This window comes from Janthinobacterium aestuarii (assembly GCF_046113285.1).
Classification (GTDB): domain Bacteria; phylum Pseudomonadota; class Gammaproteobacteria; order Burkholderiales; family Burkholderiaceae_D; genus Janthinobacterium.
Window position 1 is genome coordinate 2072574 of sequence record NZ_CP142524.1, and the last position, 18978, is coordinate 2091551.

Here is an 18978-nt window from a genome sequence, read left to right on the forward strand (position 1 = left end):
GGTAAGCAGGCAGGCGGGATCAGTTCTTCGTGCGCACCTGGCGCACGTGGTTTTCCAGTTCGCTGAACGAGGGGCGTTCCGTGGCGGAAATGACCTTGCGGCCGAATTCCACGGCCAGCGCCGGCGCGTAGCCATTCAGGCTGGCCAATAACGTCACTTTCACGCACTGGTACATCTTCGCCGTTTCATGGTGCTTGCGGCGCAGCAAGCTCGCCAGCGGCGCGATGAAGCCGTAGGCCAGCAAAATGCCGATGAAGGTGCCCACCAGCGCCTGTGCGATCAGCACGCCCAGCTCGGCCGGCGGCAAGCCGACGGAGGCCATCGTATGCACGACGCCCATCACGGCGGCCACGATGCCGAAGGCCGGCATGGCGTCGGCCAGCTGCGAAATCGTCTGGATCGGCATTTCCGCGTCTTCATGGTGCGTTTCGATCTCGTTATCCATCAGATTTTCGATCTGGTAGGCGTCCATATTGCCCGACACCATCAGGCGCAGATAATCGGTGATGAATTCCAGGATGTGCTCGTCACCGAGCGTGTACGGGTACTTCACGAAGATGGCGCTGCGGTAGGGGTCGTCGATATCGTCCTCGACCGACATCAAGCCTTCCTTGCGGATCTTGCTGAGGATTTCATACATCAGCCCCATCAGCTCCATGTAGCGCGCCTTCGTGTATTGCGAGCCGTGGAACAGGGTGGGCAGGGCGGCGAACGTGGCGCGGATGGCCTTGGCGTCATTGCCGACAAAGAAGGTGCCCAGCGCGGCGCCGCCGATCATCAGCAGTTCCAGCGGCTGGAACAGGGCGCCCAAGTGTCCCCCCTGCATGGCGAAGCCGCCGAAGACGGAAAACAGCACGACGAGAAATCCGAGTATGACTAGCAAAACCTACTCCTTCATAATATTGCCATATCGCAATATTATAGTTTAACCTGATTCTGCCGCTGTGGCCGCTTCCGGCTGCAATTGCTGGATGAGAAAATTGATAAAAGCGCGCACTTTGGCGGGCAGCTGGTGGCGGCTCGGATAGTAGGCGTACAGGTCGGCCGGCGCCAGCGTATAGTCGGCCAGCACCACGCGCAGGCGGCCGCTGTCGAGGTAGCGCGCCAGGTCCCATTCCGAACGCAGCAGGATGCCGTGCCCGTCCAGCGCCCAGCCCAGCACCACGTCGCCATCGTTGCTGGCCACCGTGCCGCGCACCTTCACCGTGTGGCTGGCGCGGCCACGGCTCAAACGCCAGATGCCGTAGGCGTCGTCGTTCTGCCGGTGCACGATGCAGCGGTGCTGCGCCAGGTCGTCCGGTGTCCGCGGCGTGCCGTGCGCCTGCAGGTAGGCGGGTGAGGCGCACAGGAAGCGCCGGTTCGACATGATCTTGCGCGCCGACAAACGCGTGTCGGGCAGCTCGCCGAAACGGATGCCCAGGTCGTACGCCTGCTCGACGAGATTGATGGGGCTGTCCGTCAGCTGCAGCTGCACTTCCAGCTGCGGGTGGCGCAGCGCGAATTGCGACAGCAGGGGCGCGATCACCGTGCGCCCGAAGCCCAGGGTGGCATTCACGCGCAGCAGTCCGCGCGGCTCCGCGCCGCCGCTGGCCAGCGACTCCTCCATGGCGCGGATATCGTCGAGGATCTGCCGCGCCTGCCGCAGATAGCTTTCGCCGTCGCCCGTCAGGCTGATGCGCCGCGTGCTGCGGTTGAGCAAACGCACGCCCAGGCGCTGCTCCATCAGTACCAATCGCTTGCTGACGGCGGGCGGCGTGATGCCCAGCTCGCGCGCCGTGGCCGACAGGCTGCCCAATTTGGCCAGCAGCACAAAGAAGGCCATTTCCGTGGTGGCATCCGTTTTCATGGTTCATCTTTCACTTCAAGTGAATAATGCTTTAAATTCAGATCGATTATATGGCTTTGTATCGCGGTAAGCTGGCGTCATTGTTTTCATCCACAGGAGAGCCGTATGAAAATCGTCGAGATCCGCGAAAAGACCATCCCCATCTCTTCCCCCATCCGCAACGCCTACATCGATTTCACGAAGATGACCTTGAGCCTGGTGGCCGTCGTCACCGACGTGATGCGCGACGGCAAGCCCGTCGTCGGCTACGGCTTCAATTCGAACGGCCGCTACGGCCAGGGCATGCTGATGCGCGAGCGCTTCATCCCCCGCATCCTCGAGGCAGATCCCGCCTCGCTCGTCACGGACGACGGCGCCAACCTCGATCCGCACAAGGTATGGGATTGCATGTACACCAATGAAAAGCCGGGCGGCCACGGCGAACGCTCGGTGGCCATCGGCACCATCGACATGGCCATCTGGGATGCCGTGGCGAAGATCGAGAACAAACCGCTGTTCCAGCTGCTGGCCGAGCGCCACGGCACGGGCGTGCCCGACAAACAGGTGTTCGTGTACGCGGCGGGCGGCTATTACTACCCGGGCCAGAGCCTTTCCGCCCTGCAGGACGAGATGCGCAGCTATGTCGACCGCGGCTACACGGTGGTCAAGAAAAAGATCGGCGGCGCTTCGCTGGACGAGGACTTGCGCCGCATCGACGCCATCATGGAGGTGCTGCAGGATGGGCAGAAGCTGTGCGTGGACGCCAACGGGCGCTTCAACCTCGACACGTCGATCGCCTACGCCAAGGCGCTGCGCCAGTACGATCTGTTCTGGTATGAAGAGGCGGGCGATCCGCTCGACTTCGAGCTGCAAGCGACCTTGCGCAGCTATTACGACAAGCCCATGGCGACGGGCGAAAACCTGTTTTCCATGCAGGATGCGCGCAACCTGATCCGCTACGGCGGCATGCGCGCCGACCGCGACTGGCTGCAGTTCGACTGCGCCCTCAGCTACGGCCTGGTGGAATACCTGCGCACCCTGGACATGCTGCACCAGCACGGCTGGTCGCGCAGCCGCTGCATCCCGCACGGCGGTCATCAGATGTCCTTGAATATCGCGGCGGGCCTGGGCCTGGGCGGCAATGAATCGTATCCGGATTTATTCCAGCCGTTCGGCGGCTTTCCCGACGGCGTGCGCGTGGAAAACGGCCACATCACCATGCCGGACCTGGTCGGCATCGGCTTCGAGGGCAAGGCGAATTTGTATGCGGAAATGCGGGCGCTGAGCGGGCAATAACCTCAGGCCATTGCCTGCCGTTTGACCTGCGCGGCGCGGCTGCTCTTCTCCCAGCGGAACAGCCACATGATGATCAGCTTGGTCGTGGCGCTGACGCTGGCGAGCAGCAGCAATGGCCAGCCCGTCGACAGGCCCATGACGCAGGCGAAGAAGATGGTGCTGACATCCATCGCCAGGATGAACTGGCTCATCTTTAACGACACGGCGCCCGTCCTGCCAGAGCGCCAGATCAGGCGGATCTGATGCGCATAGCCCTGCGCCAGCAGCACGGTGACGGCGACGATCAGGCTTTGCGAGATCACGCGCTTTTCATCGGTGAAGGTGGGGCCGAAGGCCAGCGCCGTCACGCCCGCGCACAGCAGCAGCGCGCAGGCCAGCAGCGCATGGCGCGACGCCAGGCTGCGGCGGTCGCGGTCGATTTCATGCAGGATGGCCAGCGCGATCAGCGAGGCGACCAAACGGGGCCAGACGATGTAGTGGTTGAACGGCGTGATCGAATAGCCGTAGACGAAGAACGCGCAATACGCGAGGAAGCTGACGGTGAACTGGTTGATCGACAAAATGTCCGTCGTCTTGCCGGCGCCGATGCCCGCATCGCGCTTGCGCCGCCAGATTTTTTGCAGCTGCGACCACAGGCCGAACAGGCTGACGACGATGAAGAGGGAATTGAGGCTGCCGGCGAGGGCGTAGAGGGAAGGGGCTTGCAACGGTGTCTCCGGAAATCGGCAAGGCAGCGCTGCGGTGACAGGATACCTTGTCTATACATTTTATTTTTGCAACATGCTCTCATGAAATAAATTGGCAGGCAAGAAATGATTTTGCGGCCAGGGACTGTTGCAGCTGTACTTGCTCGGACGCACCTCTTCCTGCGCTTGCCCTTATAATCGGTGCATGACTTTCTTATCACTGCGTGCCCGCTCCGTGCTGGCCACCCTCGGCAAAATGGCCGTTTCCCTGATTCTCCTGTTGACTGCACTGTGGGGCGCGCTGGCGCTGTGGTACCAGCTGTCCGGCGGCACGGCGGCGCAAGCCATCGGCGCGCTGCTGTGGGGCGCGCTGGGCGTGGCCAGCATCGCGCTGTGGTGGACGCGCGGCGACGCGCGCGTGCTGCTGCCGTATGCGGCCGGTTTCATCCTGCTGCTCGTGTGGTGGAGCCTGATCGCACCGAAACAGCAGCGCGTGTGGGCCGACGACGTGGCGCGCAATGTCACGGGTACGGTCAAGGGCAATCTCGTCACCCTGGACAATGTGCGCAATTTCGACTGGCGCAGCGATGACGACTACACGGTCAAGTGGGAGCAGCGCAGCTACGACCTCGACGAGCTGCGCACGGTGGATACGGCGCTGTCGTACTGGACGGGGCCGTACATCGCGCATACGCTGATCTCGTTCGGCTTCGCCGACGGGCGCTTTCTGACGTTTTCCATCGAGATCCGCAAGGAAAAGGGCGAGAGCTTTTCCGCCATCGGCGGCTTTTTCAAGCATTTTGAAATGAGCCTGATCGCCGCCGACGAGCGCGACATCCTGCGCGTGCGCACGAATGCGCGCGGCGAGGACATGCATCTGTACCGCGTGATGATGCCGAAAGCGGCCATGCGCTCGCTGTTCCTCGCCTACCTGGACGAGGCGCAGGCGCTGAAGAACCAGCCTCGCTTCTACAACACCCTGACGGCCAACTGCACCACCATCGTCTTCGAGATGGTGCGCCGCATCGTGCCGGGCCTGCCGCTCGACTACCGGCTGATGGCCTCGGGCTACCTCGACCGCTATCTGTTCGACGTCAAGGGCCTGGTACCTGGCCAGACCTTCCAGCAGCTGCGTATTGGCGGCCACATCACGGCGCGCGCGCGGGCCGCCAACGACGATGCGGACTTTTCGCATACGATCCGGCGCGGCATGCCGGGCTACGATGACGCGGGCCATCCGACGCTGCAAATGCCCAAGCAGTAGCCGCCTGCCTTATACTGTCGCTATTCCGACCGGCCGCACATTGCGGCCGGTCTCACTTTACGAATAAAGAAGGCCCGCTATGCCATTTTCCTCCCTGGGTCTGATTCCCGCCCTGGTCCGCGCCGTCGACAAGGCCGGCTATGCCGCGCCGACGGCCATCCAGGCGGCCGCCATTCCCGCCATCCTGCGCGGCAGCGACGTGCTGGGCGCGGCCCAGACGGGTTCCGGCAAGACGGCCGCCTACGCGCTGCCGCTGCTGCAGGCGCTGATGGCGCCCGCTTCCGGCCCGCGCCAGGTGCGCGCGCTGATCCTCGTGCCCACGCGCGAGCTGGCCGCGCAGGTGGGGCAGACGGTGCACGCGCTGGCCAAGCCGCTGCCCGTGAAACTGAAGATTTCCGTGCTGTTCGGCGGCGTGTCGATCAATCCGCAGATGATGGACTTGCGCGGCGGCGCCGATATCGTCGTCGCCACGCCGGGCCGCTTGCTGGACCTGGTGCGCCAGAACGCCGTGAAGCTGGGCGGCGTGTCGCTGTGCGTGCTCGATGAAGCCGACCGCCTGCTGGACATGGGTTTCAGCGACGAGATCAACGCCATCCTGGCGCTGCTGCCCAAACAGCGGCAAAACCTGTTCTTTTCCGCCACCTTCCCCGACAGCGTGCAGGCGCTGGCCGACAGCCTGCTCAAGGAGCCCGTGCGCATCGAGGTGGCGTCCGAACCGCAGGACAAGCCCGACATCGTGCAGCGGGCCATCACGGTCGACATGCCGCGCCGCACGCAGCTGCTGCGCTACCTGATCCTGCAGCAGCAGTGGGAGCGCGTGCTGGTGTTCGTCGCCACCAAGTACGCAGCCGAACACGTGGCCGACAAGCTGCAGCGCGCGGGCCTGCACGTGGGCGCATTCCACGGCGAATTCAGCCAGGGCACGCGCAGCCAGCTGCTGGCCGACTTCAAGGCGTGCCGGCTGCAGGTGCTGGTAGCCACCGACGTGGCCGCGCGCGGCATCGACATCGCCGGCCTGCCAGCCGTCGTCAACTACGACTTGCCCCGTTCGGCCGTCGACTACACGCACCGCATCGGCCGCACGGGCCGCGCCGGCGAAAGCGGCACGGCCATCAGTTTCGTGACGGCCGACACGGAAGCGCATTTCCGCCTGATCGAAAACCGCAACGACTTGCGCATCGTGCGCGAAGTGGTGGCCGGTTTCGAGCCGACGGAACTGCCTGCGCCCGTGCATCCCGTCACCGATGCGGTGAACGGCGGCGTGAAGGGCGCGCGCAAGAGCAAGAAGGACAAATTGCGCGAAGCGGCTGCCATGGCGGCGAAGGCGGCCGGGGACAATTAAATTGGCCTTATGTGCGCTGGCCGCTTGAACGGCCAGCCATCCCGCTTTAAGATTGTGTTTCTATAAAGCAAGGGGACGGCAATGCACATGATATACACCATACGCGCGGGCGTGCTGGCGGGCGCGCTGGCGCTGGCCGGTTGCGCCGGCCTGGGCGGCAAAACTGACAGCACCGGCATGCAGATGCCGGGCAAGACGCCGGCCGATGCCGCCGTGGCCGCCACCTGGTACAACCCGCCCAGCGAATTTCCCGGCATTTGCCTGACCCAGTTCAAGGATGGCAGCCTGCGTTTCGACGGCGGCTTCGCCTTTTTCAACCCGGGCCGCTGGACGTATGACGCGGCCACGTCCGAACTAAGTCTGGCATTGGCGCCGACGCCGTCTCTGGAACTGTCGCACGCGCAAACGGTGCTGCACAAGAATCTGCTGAGGGTCGATGCGGCCAGGAACACGCTGGTGTACGCCGTGAAGGCCGACACGCAAGCCATCGGCCTGGGCGGCTTTGTGTTCTACCGCAACACGCCTTGTCCGGCGCGGCGCGGATAAGTGCAGGATAAGTGCAATGAAGGAATATTTAGTCGTATAATTTCAACGCAAGCTGGCTGCCGCGCAAGACTCGCAAGACTGTCTCGCGCGGCAGATTCCCCTCCAGGCAAGCTCCGATATCGCCATGGCGATGAGAGGATGGTCCGATGGATGTGCACGACGAGCATGGCATGCCGGGTATGGCGGCGCTGGCGGCGGACGCCGGGCAGCAGCCTGCGGCGGCGCCGCGCACCTTGCTGCTGGTCGATGACGAGCCCAATATCCTCGCTTCCCTCAAGCGCCTGCTGCGGCGCGATGGCTACCATATCATTACGGCCAACAGCGGCCAGGAAGGGCTGGACGTGCTGGCCAGCCATGCCGTCGACGTGATCGTGTCGGACCAGCGCATGCCGGGCATGCTGGGCGCCGACTTCCTGCGCAAGGCCAAGCTGCTGTGTCCGCAAACCATCCGCATCATGCTGTCCGGTTATACCGAGTTGCAGGCCGTCACGGACGCCGTCAACGAGGGCGCCATCTTCAAGTTTCTCACCAAGCCCTGGGAAGACCATCAACTGCGCGAGCATATCGCCGAAGCCTTTCGCCTGAAGGGCATCGACGACGACAATGTGCGCCTCAATGCGCAGCTGCGCGACGCCAACCAGGCGCTGGCGGCGGCCAATGCCGCCATGCAGGCGCTGGTGCGCCAGCAGCAGCATCAGATCAGCCGCGACGAGGTCAGCCTCGGCATCGCGCGCGAATTGCTGCAATTTCTGCCGCTGCCCGTGATCGGCCTCGATGAGGACGGCATGATCGCCTTCATCAACGCGGCGGCGGCCAACCTGTTCGAACGGGGCGCGGCCCTGCTGGGCAACGAGGCGGCGATCGTCTTGCCGCAATTGTTTGACGGGCAGGGCGCGCCTTGCCTGGCAGCCATCGATGGCCAGCCGTATACCGTGGCGGTCCATCCGATGGGCCTGCATTCGCGCTCGCGCGGCAGCCTGGTCACCCTGAGTCGTCATGGAGCGGATACATGAGTGAAAGCGGACGCGAAATTTCCATGGAGCAGGCGCAGGAAGGCATGGTGCTGGCGCAGGCCTTGAACGACGCCAGCGGCGCCGTGCTGCTGGCCCAGGGCGCCACCCTGACGGCGGCGAACCTGGCGGCTTTGCGCCGGCGCAATGTGGAACGCTGCCACGTCGTCATGGATGAGGCGCCCGACCCCGCCGCGCAGGCGCACGCCGAGCAGGAACGCTTGCGCCGCCTGGAACGGCTGGCCGTGCTGTTCCGCGCCACGCCGCCCGATTCCGCCGGGGCCCAGCTGCTGGCGCTGGTGCAGCGCTACCGGCAAGGGGGAGCGGCATGACACGGCTCAGCTTTGAACATATCATCCGCCAGATACAGGAACTGCCTTCGCTGCCGGTGGTCGTGCTGGAACTGCTGTCGAGCATGGACCAGGACGACACGGACGTGCACGTGCTGGCGCAAAAGATAGAGCTGGACCAGGGCCTGGCGGCGAAGACCCTGCGCATCGCCAATTCCTCGTTCTACGGCATGCAATCGAAGGTCACCAGCATTCCGCAAGCCGTATCCGTGCTGGGCTTTCACAGCATCCGCACCGTCGTCACGGCGTGCGCCCTGACGGGCAGCTTCGCGCCGGTGAGCGGCGGCTTCGATTTCCAGGCGTTCTGGCGCCATTCGCTGGCCACGGCCATCGCCGCGCGCCTGCTGGCGCCGCACCTGCGCGTCAATCCCGAAACGGCGTTCACGGCCGGCCTGCTGCACGACCTGGGTACCCTGGTGCTGGTGACGCGCTTCCCGGCCGAGCACGCGCTCGTGCGCAGCTACCGCCAGGCGCACGACTGCCAGATGGCCGAGGCGGAACTGGCCGTCATCGGCATCGACCACGCGCAGGTGGGCCGCGCCCTGGCCGCCTACTGGAAGTTTCCCGAGGCAATACAGCAGGCGGTGGCCGACCACCATGCCATCGACCGGCTGGAAGCGGGCGGCTTGCCGCTGGCCGTGCACATGGCCAATGCCGTCGCCCTGGCGCTCGATCTGGCCGGGGTCGACGATGCGCTGGTGCCGCCGCTGTCGCCGGCGGGCTGGCGCAGCGTCGCGCTGGACGAGCAGGCCTGGCTGGCGCTGCTGGCGCAAACGGAACACACCTTCGATGAAATGTCGCGGATCATGCTGGCATGAACAGGATAGAGGCCATGGAAACAGATGCAGGACAGGCGCTGCCCGCCATGCCGGAACGCCGCCAGGGCGACACCATCGCGCTGTCGGCATTTTTCGACGGCCATCCCGTGGCCACTTTCGCCATCGATACGAACCACGTGGTGACGCACTGGAACAGCGCCTGCGAACAGTTGCTGGGCTTTACGGCCGCCGAAATGGTCGGCACGCGCGACCACTGGAAGGCGTTTTATCCGCAGCCGCGCGCCTGCCTGGCCGACCTGCTGGTGGCCGACGATATCGCGCTCGGCGAAAATGACCTCTACCTTGGCAAGCTGAAGCGTTCTCCCGTGATCCCCGGCGCCTTCGAGGCCGAGGATTTCTTTGCCGATATCGGGCCCGACGGCCACTGGCTGCATTTCACGGCGGCGCCCCTGCGCGACCGCCAGGGACGCCTGGTGGGCGCCATCGAAACCCTGCGCGACGTGAGCGAGCGGCGCCTGGCGGAACTGGCGCTGCGCAAGGCGCACGACAATCTGGAACACCTGGTGGCCAAGCGCACGGCCCAGCTGGCGGAAATGAACGAACGCCTGGCCGACGATATCCGCCAGCGCCAGATCGCCGATCTGGAACTGCGCGAGCGCAACCTGGCCCTGACGGAATTGAACAGCAAGCTGTCGCTGGCCCAGCAAAAGCTGCTGCAGTCGGAAAAACTGGCGTCGATCGGCCAGCTGGCCGCCGGCGTGGCGCACGAGATCAACAATCCCATCGGCTATGTGTTTTCCAATGTCGGCACCCTGGAAGGTTATCTGGATGACCTGTTCAGCATGCTCGACGCCTACGAGGACGCCGAGCCGGCCGTCGCCGACCCCGTGGTGGCGGCGCGCCTGCGCGCGCTGCGCGAACAGATCGACCTCGACTTCCTGCGCACCGACATTCCCATGCTGATGGGCGAGTCGAAGGAAGGCATTGCGCGCGTGCGCCGCATCGTGCAGGACCTGAAGGATTTTTCGCGCACGGATGCGCACCAGGAGTGGGTCTGGGCCGACCTGCGCCAGGGCATCGATACCACGCTCAACATCGTGAACAACGAGGTCAAGTACAAGGCCGACGTGGTGCGCGAATATGGCGACATTCCCGATATCGAATGCCAGCCTTCCGAGCTGAACCAGGTGATCATGAACCTCGTCGTCAACGCGGCCCACGCCATGGGCGAGGCGCGCGGACGCATCACCCTGCGCACGGGCAGCGACAACGCCACGGAAGTGTGGATCGAGGTCGAGGACACGGGCGGCGGCATCGCGCCCGAACACCTGTCGCGCATCTTCGATCCGTTCTTTACCACCAAGGCCGTCGGCAAGGGCACGGGACTGGGCCTGTCGCTGGCCTACACGACGGTGCAGAAACACCATGGCCGCATCGACGTGCGCAGCATCATCGGCCGCGGCACCACCTTCCGCATCACCTTGCCCGTGCGCCAGGCGCAGCCCGTCACACCATGAACGAACAGGACAGCATGAGCACGAGCACTAGTACCAGCGCCAGCGCCAGCACTGCGGCCGCGCCGCCCACCATCCTGTGCGTCGACGACGAACCGAATATCCTGTCGTCGCTGCGGCGGCTGTTCCGCCCGCACGGCTACCGCGTGCTGACGGCCGACGGCGGCGCGGCCGGCCTGGCCCTGCTCGAGAGCGAGACGGTGGACCTGGTCATCTCCGACATGCGCATGCCGCACATGGACGGCGCGCAGTTCCTGGCCCAGGTGCGCCAGCGCTGGCCCGGCACCATCCGCCTGCTGCTGACCGGCTATGCGGACATCCAGTCCATCCTCGACGCCATCAACCAGGGCGAAATCTACCGCTACGTGACCAAGCCGTGGGACGAGAACGATATCGTGCTGGTGGTGCGCCACGCGCTGGAACGGCGCGCGCTGGAACAGGAAAAACGGCGCCTGGAAGCGCTGACGGCCAGCCAGAACGTGGAGCTGCAGGCGCTCAACGCCAGCCTGGAAGCGAAGGTGGCCACGCGCACGCAGCAGCTGAAGCAGTCCCACGACGAGGTGCAGGCGGCCAACGAGCGCCTGAAAGCCACGTTCGTGACGACGATCAAGGTGTTTTCCAACCTGATCGAAATGCGCGGCGGCAAGCTGGCCGGCCATGCGCGGCGGGTGGCAGAGCTGTCGCGCAAGCTGGCGCAGGCGCTGGGCCTGGAAGGGCAGGAGGCGCGCGACGTGTTCATCGCGGCCCTGCTCAAGGACATCGGCAAGCTCAGCCTCAGCGACGACGTGCTGGAACTGCCGGCCAGCGCCTGGACGGGCGAGCAGCTGGCCGCCTTCCGCAAGCATCCGCTGCGCGCCGAACAGCTGCTGATGGCGCTCGACGAGCTGCGCGCCGTTTCCGTGATCCTGCGCTCGCAGCTGGAGCGCTTCGACGGCGGCGGCTTTCCCGATGGCTTGGTGGGCCTGGCCATTCCCATGGGCGCGCGCATCCTGGCGCTGGCGTCGGACTACGACGGCTTGCAGATCGGCGCCATGGTGCAGCGCAGCCTGCGCGCCGACGAAGCGCGCACCCTGATCTACGACAGCATCGGCAAGCGCTACGACCCGGCCGTGGTGGCCGCTTTCCGCGGCATCATGGAGGAGACGGAGCCGCCGGCGCGCGACCTGACCGTGCTGTCGGGCCAGCTGGAACCGGGCATGGTGCTGTCACGCGACCTGATCAGCCGCGACGGCCTGATGCTGCTGGCGGCCGAACACGTGCTGACGGCCCGCGTGATCGCCCAGCTGCTCGATTTCGAAGGCAAGAATGGCGGGCGCCTCAGCATCCGCGTGTATGCGCCCGTGAAGGACGCCTAGGCGTTCGCGGCGGCGGTGGGCGGCTGCAGCGGCAGGTGCACGGTAAAGCGCGTGCCCTGGCCCACTTCCGACGCCACCTCGATGCGTCCGCCGTGCTTGTTGACGATGCCGTACGACAGCGACAGGCCCAAACCCGTGCCACTGCCCACGGCCTTGGTGGTGAAGAACGGCTCGAAGATGCGGTTCAGGTGCTCGGGCGCGATGCCGGCGCCCGTGTCGCCGATTTCCACCCACACCCAGTCGCCCGCGTGGCCCGTGCGGATGCTGATCACGCCGTCGCTGCTGATGGCCTGGCCCGCGTTGACGAGCAGGTTCATGAACACCTGGTTCAGCTGCGAGGCCAGGCACAGGATCGGCGGCAGCTCGCCATAGTGCTTCTCGATGCGCGCCTTGTATTTCAACTCGTTGGCGACGATATTGAGGGTGCTGTCCAGGCCCGCATGCAGGCTGGCCACCTGCCAGTCCGTCTCGCCCACGTGGGAAAAATCCTTCAGCGCCTGCACGATGTCGCGCACGCGTTTCAAGCCATCCATCGATTCGCGCACCAGATCGACCATGTCGTCCTGCAGGAAGGCCAGGTCGGCCTGCGCGCGTACCTCGGCCACGCGCGCGGCCAGGGCCGGGCCGTCCGGCGTTTCGCGCATCGCCGCTTCGTATTGCCCGATCACGCCGAACAGGGTGCCGACATAGCCTTGCAGCGAACTCATGTTCGAATTGACGAAGCCGATCGGGTTATTGATTTCGTGCGCGATGCCGGCCGCCAGCTGGCCGATGGACGCCATCTTTTCCGATTGCAGCAGCTGGTCGTGCGCTTCCTGTAACTTGCTGATCAGTAGTTGCTGCTCTTCGCCGCGCGCCTGCAGCATCGCTTCCATGCGCTTGCGTTCCGTGATATCCGTCAGCGAGCCGATCACCTCAAACGGCACGCCGTGCTCGTCGCGCACGAGGCGCAGGCTGTCGTGCATCCACAGGTAGCTGCCGTCGCGCACGCGGAAACGGTATTCGTAGGCGCGGGCGCCTTCGACAAAGATCTGCGCCAGGCTGGAAAAGATGCCGGGCGCATCGTCCGGGTGGATGTGGTCGAACCAGAAATTGGGATCGGCGACCATGTCCTCGGGCTGGTAGCCCAGCACGTTCAAGGCATTGTTGCTGACAAAAGTCATCTTGAAGTCGCCGCTGGGCACGGTGCAATAGATGATGGAGGGTGTATTGTCGAGCAGGTATTGCAGGCGCACGGCCGTAGCCGCCGGTGCTTCATCGCCAGGCGCCGCCCCGGCATGCCGGTCGGTATCGGGAGTGGAAAGGTCGAAATCCTCGAACTGCATCGTCACACCTCGCTGCCTGCACGGCATAGCTGTCATCCTGGCTGAATTATGCCTGATTCCGCCTGCCTTGGGCCGCCATCGGCGCGCTCAGGGAGCCGGCGGCTGCTCGACGACCGCCATGCGCCGCGCGATGCGCTGCGCCGCTTGCGTGTCGCCCGCCTGTTCGGCGCGCAGGCGCTGCACGCCCAGCCAGGCCAGCAGCGGACGGCGCCAGCCCTGGTCCGAGGCGGTGGCGACGGCCGTGTCGAGCAGCGCCGGCGTGGCACGGCCCGAGCGCAGCAGCACGCCGGCCGCCACCAGCCGCGACAGCGGGTCATCGATGGCCGCCACGGCGCTGGCGGCGGCCGTGTCGGATGCGGCGCCGGCGGCCGCCCGCTGCGCTTCCGGCAGCAGGGCGACATCGGCCCCTTGCGCCTTGCCGGCCAGCCAGGCCGCATACGCGCGGTCGGCGTCGTTCGCGTCCGCTTGCAGCGCATCGAAGCCCGTGCAGTCCTCGAAGGCCAGGCTGGCCACGCGCGCGGCGCAGCGCAGCAGTTCGATGCGCGCCACCAGTTCGAGCTTGCCCGTGCCCGCCACCTGGCTGCGGGCGCGCCGGAATTCCGTCTGTTCGACGAGGGCGTTGCCGCCCAGGTAGGCCGCTTGAAACCGTTCGACGGAACTTTGCGCATTCATTTTCCAGTCGGGCACGGGCGGGCCGCTGGAGCAGGCGGCGAGCAAGGTGGACAGCAGGGCGGCGAGGGCGGGGCGGGACATTTTCATGGCAGTTTGATCTCCGGATTGCGCTTGAACGGCCATTTGCGGTTGATTTCATTGACCAGTTGTTCGACCTTGCGCAGATTGCTTTCCACATCGGCGCGCAGCGGGCCCAGGTCGGCCGTGGCCGCCCTGGCGTTGGCGCCCACGGCTTGCGCCTCGACCAGCACGGCGTCGACTTTTTTCAGGCTGGCGCGGGTGTCGGCCAGCAGCGCGTTCAGCTGCACGATGGTCGCTTGCGCATCCGTCATCACGCCCTTGTCGCCAAACACGCGCGTATCGGCATTGGCGACCAGACCATCCGTGCGGCGCGCCAGCTGGTCGGCCGTGACGAGCAGGGCGTTGGCCCGCTCGACGAGCAGGCGCGACTGCTTGTCGTCGCCCGTCAGCAAGCCCATGGCGCCGCCCGGGCCGCTCAGCTTGCCCGTCACGGCCTGCACATTGCGCAAGGTGCCGTCGAGCGCGGAATCGCTGCCCGTCAGGGTCGCCACATTGTTCAGCAAATCCTTGGCGGCGGCCAGCAGACGGGGGATTTCCGCCGCCATGTCGCCCACCAGCAAATCGCGCGTGGCGTCGTCGGGCAGCGGCGGGTCCGTCAGGATGCCGCTGTAGGCGCGCAGCTTGGCGCCGCCCACGATGCCCCGCTCCAGCGTGAAGATGGAGCTGCTGCGCAGCCAGTGCGCGTCCTTGCGCGGCACGTCGACGATGACGCGCGCGCGGCCGTCCGGCGCCAGTTCGATGCGCTGCACGCGGCCGATGGGAAAGCCGGAAAAGGTCAGGTCGGCGCCCACGCCCACGCCGTCGGAATCGTCGGCCGTCAGCACCAGGGTTTGCGTGGCTTCGAAGGCGCCGCGCGCATACATCAGGTAGACGACGGAGCCGACCACCAGCACGAACATGAAGATGAGCAGGATGGCCGCCTTCAGTTCGGCGTGGCGCACGGGCGGCGGGGCGGGCAGGACACTATCTTGCGCGAGACCGGCGGGCGCCGTGACGTCGACCTGGTCGGGATTTTGCGGTTGGCTCATGGCTTCTGGCTCTCGTATGGGTGGTTCGGGATCGCTGGCGGTGGCGGGCGGGGCATCAGTAGTAATTGCCCATCAGCGAAGCAACTTCGATCAGCAGGATGACGGAAAACAGGCGCAGCATTTCGGACAGGCCGTGCGCGGCCCACAGGCGGTTGCGCCGGCCGTGCGGGTCTTCCGGATAGTACGAGGAGGCCAGCGGGATCAGGGCCACGGCAAAGCTGAAGAAGATGACCTTGAGCATCAGGATCAGGGCCACGGCCGGATTGAAGATCTGCCCCACCACGCGCGTGTAGCCTTGCAGCGCCCACGGCGTGAAACCGTAGATGGTGAGATAGGCGAGGATCAGCGAGGTGACGCAGCTGACGATGGCCAGCATCCACACGGCGAAGATGCCCGACATGACACGAGGAAAGTATTCGCGGCGCAGCAGGTCGACGCCCTGGCGCTGCATGGTATCGAGCATGCCGGAAGAGCGCATTTGCGCGAAAGCAATGCCGTCGGGCAGGGTCAGGCGCAGGGCCACGAACAGGGCGGCCGTCAGCGGTATCAATTCCAGCACCAGCACGCGCACCACCATTTCCAGCGCATAGCGCGACAGGCCGTAGCTTTGGGCGCTGACGACGACGATGCGGATGAGCACCAGGCTGACGAGCGCGCAGGCCACGCTGAACCACACGAGATTGGGCGCCGTGTTCGTCACCAGGCGGTGCGCGAGGATGGGGCGGTTGTCGCGGTTATAGCTCGATGGCGACAGGGCCAGCGAAAACACGAGGATGGCGAAATGCAGCATGCGCCACCAGCTGACCAGCCAGGCCATGGTGGCCCGGTGCAGGCGGCGCAGGCTGATGATGAGGGAGACGGATAGGGTCATCATGGCATCTTAACATCTGCCCGCCCGCCGGGCACGTCAGGCGTGCGCGCTGAAGTAGGTCGTAATAAATTATTGTGATTTCTGACTTCCATAACCGGCGCTCTGCGGCGTTACCCGCTGCTAGCAGTGCCTGCACTGCGTCGCAACGGGCGCCTTGCAGCGCATCCGGTTCTGTTCGTCATAACTTCACAATAATTTCCCACGACCTACTTACTCAAACAGGGCGAAGCCGGCCATGACGACCATCAGCACGGCGATGTATTGCATCGGAATCCAGAACAGGGTGTGGCGCTGGCGCAGGATCACGCGCTCCTGCGTGGCCGGGTCGATCAGTTCGCGTCCGGGCGCGCTGTTCAGGCGTACGCCCGCATACCAGCTGGCGGCAGCTGCCAGCAGGAAGGCCAGGGCCAGGGTCCATGTGTGGCTCTTCGTATAGGCCTCGCCCAGGGTGGCGCCAAACAGCGCCTGTGCGGCCAGTACGACGATCAAACAGATAAGGGGGCCAAGTATGCCGAAGCCTTGCCAGATAAGCATAAAAATTCTCCAGGGGGATTGAGGGATCCCGCGGCGATTGGCGGCGGCTGTGCGCGGCGGGGGGAGGAATTTTATCAGATTCACAAGAGATAAAGTTTCTTTTGGGAATGATTTTTTTGGGGATGGACTTGCGCCTAGTGCGCCGGGCCGGCCACGCTGGCAATGATGGCGTCGGCTGCCGCCCGCACGCGGGCCGAGCGGTTCAGGTCCGCATGCATGACCAGCCACACGTCGTAGCTTTCCGCCCGCTCGGGCCAGATGCGCACGAGCTGCGGGTCGATGTCGCCTAGATGAGTCGCCAGCTCGGCCACGCCCAGGCCCGCGCGCGTGGCTTCCTGCAGCATGGCCGCCGAGTTCACTTCCATGGCGACCCGGGCGTTGGCGACGGATTCGCCGGCGATTTTCTCCGCGTGGCGCGGCGTCACGGAATGGTGGTAGATGACGATGTCGTGGCCGGCCAGCGCCGTGCCGCGCACGGGTTCGCCCCGTTCGGCCAGATAGGTTTTCGAGGCGTACAGGCCAAGGCTGCGTTTGACCAGGTGGCGCGAGATCAGGTCCGGGTCGGTGGGGCGCACGCCGCGCACGGCCAGGTCCGCTTCGCGCCGCGTCAGGCTGGCCAGCGCGGGCGCCACGTTGAGCACGATGCGGATGTCGGGGTGGGCCGCGTGCAGCCGCTGCATGGCGCGGATGACGAAATGGCTGGCCATGGTGTCCGTGGTGGCCACGCGCACCAGGCCGCTTAAACGGTTGTCGACGCCCTGCATCTCGCGCTGCAGCTTGTCGGCCGCCCGCTCCATCGCTTCGGCCGCCGTCAGCGCCAGCTCGCCGGCCGGCGTGGGCACGTAGCCCGATGGCGTGCGCAGGAACAGGGTGGCGCCCAGCGAGCTTTCCAGCGCGGCCAGGCGGCGCCCGCACGTGGCCTGGTCGATGCCCAGCAGGGCGGCCGCGCCGCGCAGGGTGCCGGCCCGCCCGATGGCGAGAAAGATGCGCGCGTTATCCCAGTCCATTGTATTTCCCTTTTTTTGTGATGCATTTTTGCATCAAGATGCCGAGTTTATGCCTGTTTACTGCATCATGCAACGCTCGCATAATGGCCGTCCCCCCTGTTACTGCAAGGAGTACCATGCCTGTTCCCACACCGCGCCGTGCCAACGGCTTGATCTTGCTGACCCTGGCCTTCGGCTTCGTCATGGCGATGCTCGACGTCACGGCCGTCAACGTGGCGCTGTCCGATATCGCGCTGGACTTGCATATCCCGCTGACGGGCCTGGTCTGGGTGGTCGACGGCTACACCTTGACGTTTGCCGCGCTGCTGCTGGCCGGCGGCGCGCTGGCCGACCGCTACGGGCCGAAAGCCGTGTACCAGGGCGGCCTGGGCGTCTTCCTGCTCGGCTCGGTGCTGTGCGGCGCCGCGCCCGACGGGCATTTCCTGACGGCCGCGCGCCTGCTGCAGGGGGCGGGCGCGGCCCTGTTCATGCCCAGTTCGCTGAGTTTGCTCACGCACAGTTTTGACGACGAGCGCGAACGCACGCGCATGCTGGGTGCCTGGTCGGCGCTGGTGGGCGTGGCCGGTGCGTCCGGCCCCCTGATCGGCGGTATCCTCGTGCACGAGTTCGGCTGGCGCAGCGTGTTCTGGGTGAACGTGCCGCTGGGCGTGCTGGCCATCGTCATGGCGCAGCTGCTGCTGGTCGCGCCGGCGCGTCAGCCGCGCGATTTGTCGCTGTTCAGCCATGCACTGGGCGTGGCGGCGCTGGCGGGCCTGAGTTTCGTGCTGATCGAAGGGCCCGTGCTGGGCTGGCTGTCTCCCGGCGTCGTGGCGGCGGGGGCATTGACCTTGCTGTCGGCCTGGCAATTGCTGCGGCGCGAGCGCAGCGGCAGCCATCCGCTGTTGCCGCGCGCGTTGTTTCACAGCAGCAGCTTCGGCGCGGCCAATGGCGTGGGTTTTTTGATCAATTTCTGCGTATTCGGCCAGCTGTTCTTATTGAGCCTGTTCCTGCAGCAGTCGGGCGGCGCCGACGCCCTGCAGTCGGGCTTACGCCTGCTGCCCATGATGGCGGCCTATACGGTGGGCAATTTCATGGCGGGAAGTATTGCGGCGCGCCATGGCACGCGTAGGCCCATGCTGGCCGGCTTGCTGGTGGGCGCCGTGATGGCCTTGCTGCTGATGGGCTTGCGTCCGGGCACGCCGTATGGCTGGCTGGCGCTGGGCACGGCCGTCATGAATGTGGCCATCGGCATCGCCATTCCCGCCATGACGGCCACCGTGATGCGGGTGGCCGGCAAGCCGCATGCGAACAGCGCGGCGGCCGCCCTGAATGCCAACCGCCAGATCGGCGCCCTGGTGGGCGTGGCCCTGATCGGCAGCATCCTGCACATGTTGCCCGAATGGTCGCTGCGCCTGCCGCTGGCCTACGCGACGATTGCCGCCGCGTATGGCCTGGCGGCGGGCCTCGTCTACCGGCATGTGCATGTGCCGAAGGCCGTGGCCGCCTGAAGCAGG

At 65.6% G+C, this 18978-nt stretch carries 19 protein-coding genes; 10 read left to right on the forward strand and 9 right to left on the reverse strand.

Annotated elements, in window-relative coordinates; translation table 11 throughout:
- Nucleotides 1-19: 19 nt before the first annotated feature.
- Nucleotides 20-883: a flagellar motor stator protein MotA gene (gene motA, locus OX462_RS09330; protein WP_035820336.1), complete on the reverse strand. Its 864-nt coding sequence runs from the start codon at nt 881-883 to the stop codon at nt 20-22.
- A 42-nt stretch (nt 884-925) separates the two neighbouring features.
- Nucleotides 926-1846, reverse strand: a complete 921-nt coding sequence (locus tag OX462_RS09335) for a LysR family transcriptional regulator (protein WP_230505249.1) — start codon at nt 1844-1846, stop codon at nt 926-928.
- 105 nt (nt 1847-1951) lie between these two features.
- On the opposite strand from OX462_RS09335, the gene OX462_RS09340 reads away from it, so the two are divergent.
- On the forward strand, nt 1952-3121 hold the full coding sequence (locus OX462_RS09340) for a mandelate racemase/muconate lactonizing enzyme family protein (protein WP_409028251.1): 1170 nt from the start codon (nt 1952-1954) through the stop codon (nt 3119-3121).
- Between the two features lie 2 nt (nt 3122-3123).
- On the opposite strand, the gene OX462_RS09345 is transcribed toward OX462_RS09340, so the two are convergent.
- On the reverse strand, nt 3124-3828 hold the full coding sequence (locus OX462_RS09345) for a hypothetical protein (RefSeq protein ID WP_409028252.1): 705 nt from the start codon (nt 3826-3828) through the stop codon (nt 3124-3126).
- A gap of 184 nt (nt 3829-4012) precedes the next feature.
- On the opposite strand from OX462_RS09345, the gene OX462_RS09350 reads away from it, so the two are divergent.
- The 8 genes from OX462_RS09350 (at nt 4013) to OX462_RS09385 (ending at nt 11967) form a co-directional block, all read left to right on the forward strand.
- Complete coding sequence (locus tag OX462_RS09350; protein ID WP_409028253.1) at nt 4013-5071, forward strand: Lnb N-terminal periplasmic domain-containing protein; 1059 nt, start codon at nt 4013-4015, stop codon at nt 5069-5071.
- Nucleotides 5072-5150: 79 nt separating this feature from the next.
- Entirely contained in the window at nt 5151-6413 is a 1263-nt protein-coding gene (locus tag OX462_RS09355) for a DEAD/DEAH box helicase (protein ID WP_070300476.1), read from the forward strand.
- Between the two features lie 87 nt (nt 6414-6500).
- On the forward strand, nt 6501-6959 hold the full coding sequence (locus OX462_RS09360) for a hypothetical protein (protein WP_070223944.1): 459 nt from the start codon (nt 6501-6503) through the stop codon (nt 6957-6959).
- Between the two features lie 146 nt (nt 6960-7105).
- Nucleotides 7106-7972, forward strand: a complete 867-nt coding sequence (locus OX462_RS09365) for a response regulator (protein ID WP_083287572.1) — start codon at nt 7106-7108, stop codon at nt 7970-7972.
- Nucleotides 7969-8301, forward strand: a complete 333-nt coding sequence (locus OX462_RS09370; protein ID WP_070223942.1) for a hypothetical protein — start codon at nt 7969-7971, stop codon at nt 8299-8301. Before OX462_RS09365 ends, OX462_RS09370 begins: the two co-directional genes overlap by 4 nt.
- Nucleotides 8298-9137 carry an HDOD domain-containing protein gene (locus tag OX462_RS09375; protein ID WP_070223940.1) on the forward strand — a complete coding sequence of 280 codons (840 nt, stop codon included), beginning with the start codon at nt 8298-8300 and terminating at the stop codon, nt 9135-9137. Before OX462_RS09370 ends, OX462_RS09375 begins: the two co-directional genes overlap by 4 nt.
- A gap of 14 nt (nt 9138-9151) precedes the next feature.
- A complete protein-coding gene (locus tag OX462_RS09380) occupies nt 9152-10615 on the forward strand; it encodes a PAS domain-containing sensor histidine kinase (protein WP_409028254.1) in 1464 nt (487 codons plus the stop codon).
- A 14-nt stretch (nt 10616-10629) separates the two neighbouring features.
- A complete protein-coding gene (locus OX462_RS09385; protein WP_409028255.1) occupies nt 10630-11967 on the forward strand; it encodes a response regulator c-di-GMP phosphodiesterase, NosR family in 1338 nt (445 codons plus the stop codon).
- Here the strand turns inward: OX462_RS09385 and OX462_RS09390 are convergent.
- From OX462_RS09390 to OX462_RS09415, 6 genes are all read right to left on the reverse strand, one after another.
- Nucleotides 11964-13292, reverse strand: coding sequence for an ATP-binding protein (locus tag OX462_RS09390; RefSeq protein ID WP_409028256.1), 1329 nt, complete (start codon nt 13290-13292; stop codon nt 11964-11966). The two genes, OX462_RS09385 and OX462_RS09390, sit on opposite strands and share 4 nt — an antisense overlap.
- An 87-nt stretch (nt 13293-13379) precedes the next feature.
- Nucleotides 13380-14051: a hypothetical protein gene (locus tag OX462_RS09395; protein WP_409028257.1), complete on the reverse strand. Its 672-nt coding sequence runs from the start codon at nt 14049-14051 to the stop codon at nt 13380-13382.
- Nucleotides 14048-15073, reverse strand: coding sequence for an MlaD family protein (locus OX462_RS09400; RefSeq protein ID WP_121670018.1), 1026 nt, complete (start codon nt 15071-15073; stop codon nt 14048-14050). Before OX462_RS09400 ends, OX462_RS09395 begins: the two co-directional genes overlap by 4 nt.
- A gap of 55 nt (nt 15074-15128) precedes the next feature.
- Nucleotides 15129-15944 carry an MlaE family ABC transporter permease gene (locus tag OX462_RS09405; protein WP_070224172.1) on the reverse strand — a complete coding sequence of 272 codons (816 nt, stop codon included), beginning with the start codon at nt 15942-15944 and terminating at the stop codon, nt 15129-15131.
- A 210-nt stretch (nt 15945-16154) separates the two neighbouring features.
- Nucleotides 16155-16478 carry a hypothetical protein gene (locus OX462_RS09410; RefSeq protein ID WP_070223930.1) on the reverse strand — a complete coding sequence of 108 codons (324 nt, stop codon included), beginning with the start codon at nt 16476-16478 and terminating at the stop codon, nt 16155-16157.
- A 134-nt stretch (nt 16479-16612) separates the two neighbouring features.
- A complete protein-coding gene (locus OX462_RS09415; RefSeq protein ID WP_409028258.1) occupies nt 16613-17485 on the reverse strand; it encodes a LysR family transcriptional regulator in 873 nt (290 codons plus the stop codon).
- A gap of 116 nt (nt 17486-17601) precedes the next feature.
- On the opposite strand from OX462_RS09415, the gene OX462_RS09420 reads away from it, so the two are divergent.
- Nucleotides 17602-18972: an MFS transporter gene (locus OX462_RS09420; protein WP_409028259.1), complete on the forward strand. Its 1371-nt coding sequence runs from the start codon at nt 17602-17604 to the stop codon at nt 18970-18972.
- Nucleotides 18973-18978: the final 6 nt, after the last annotated feature.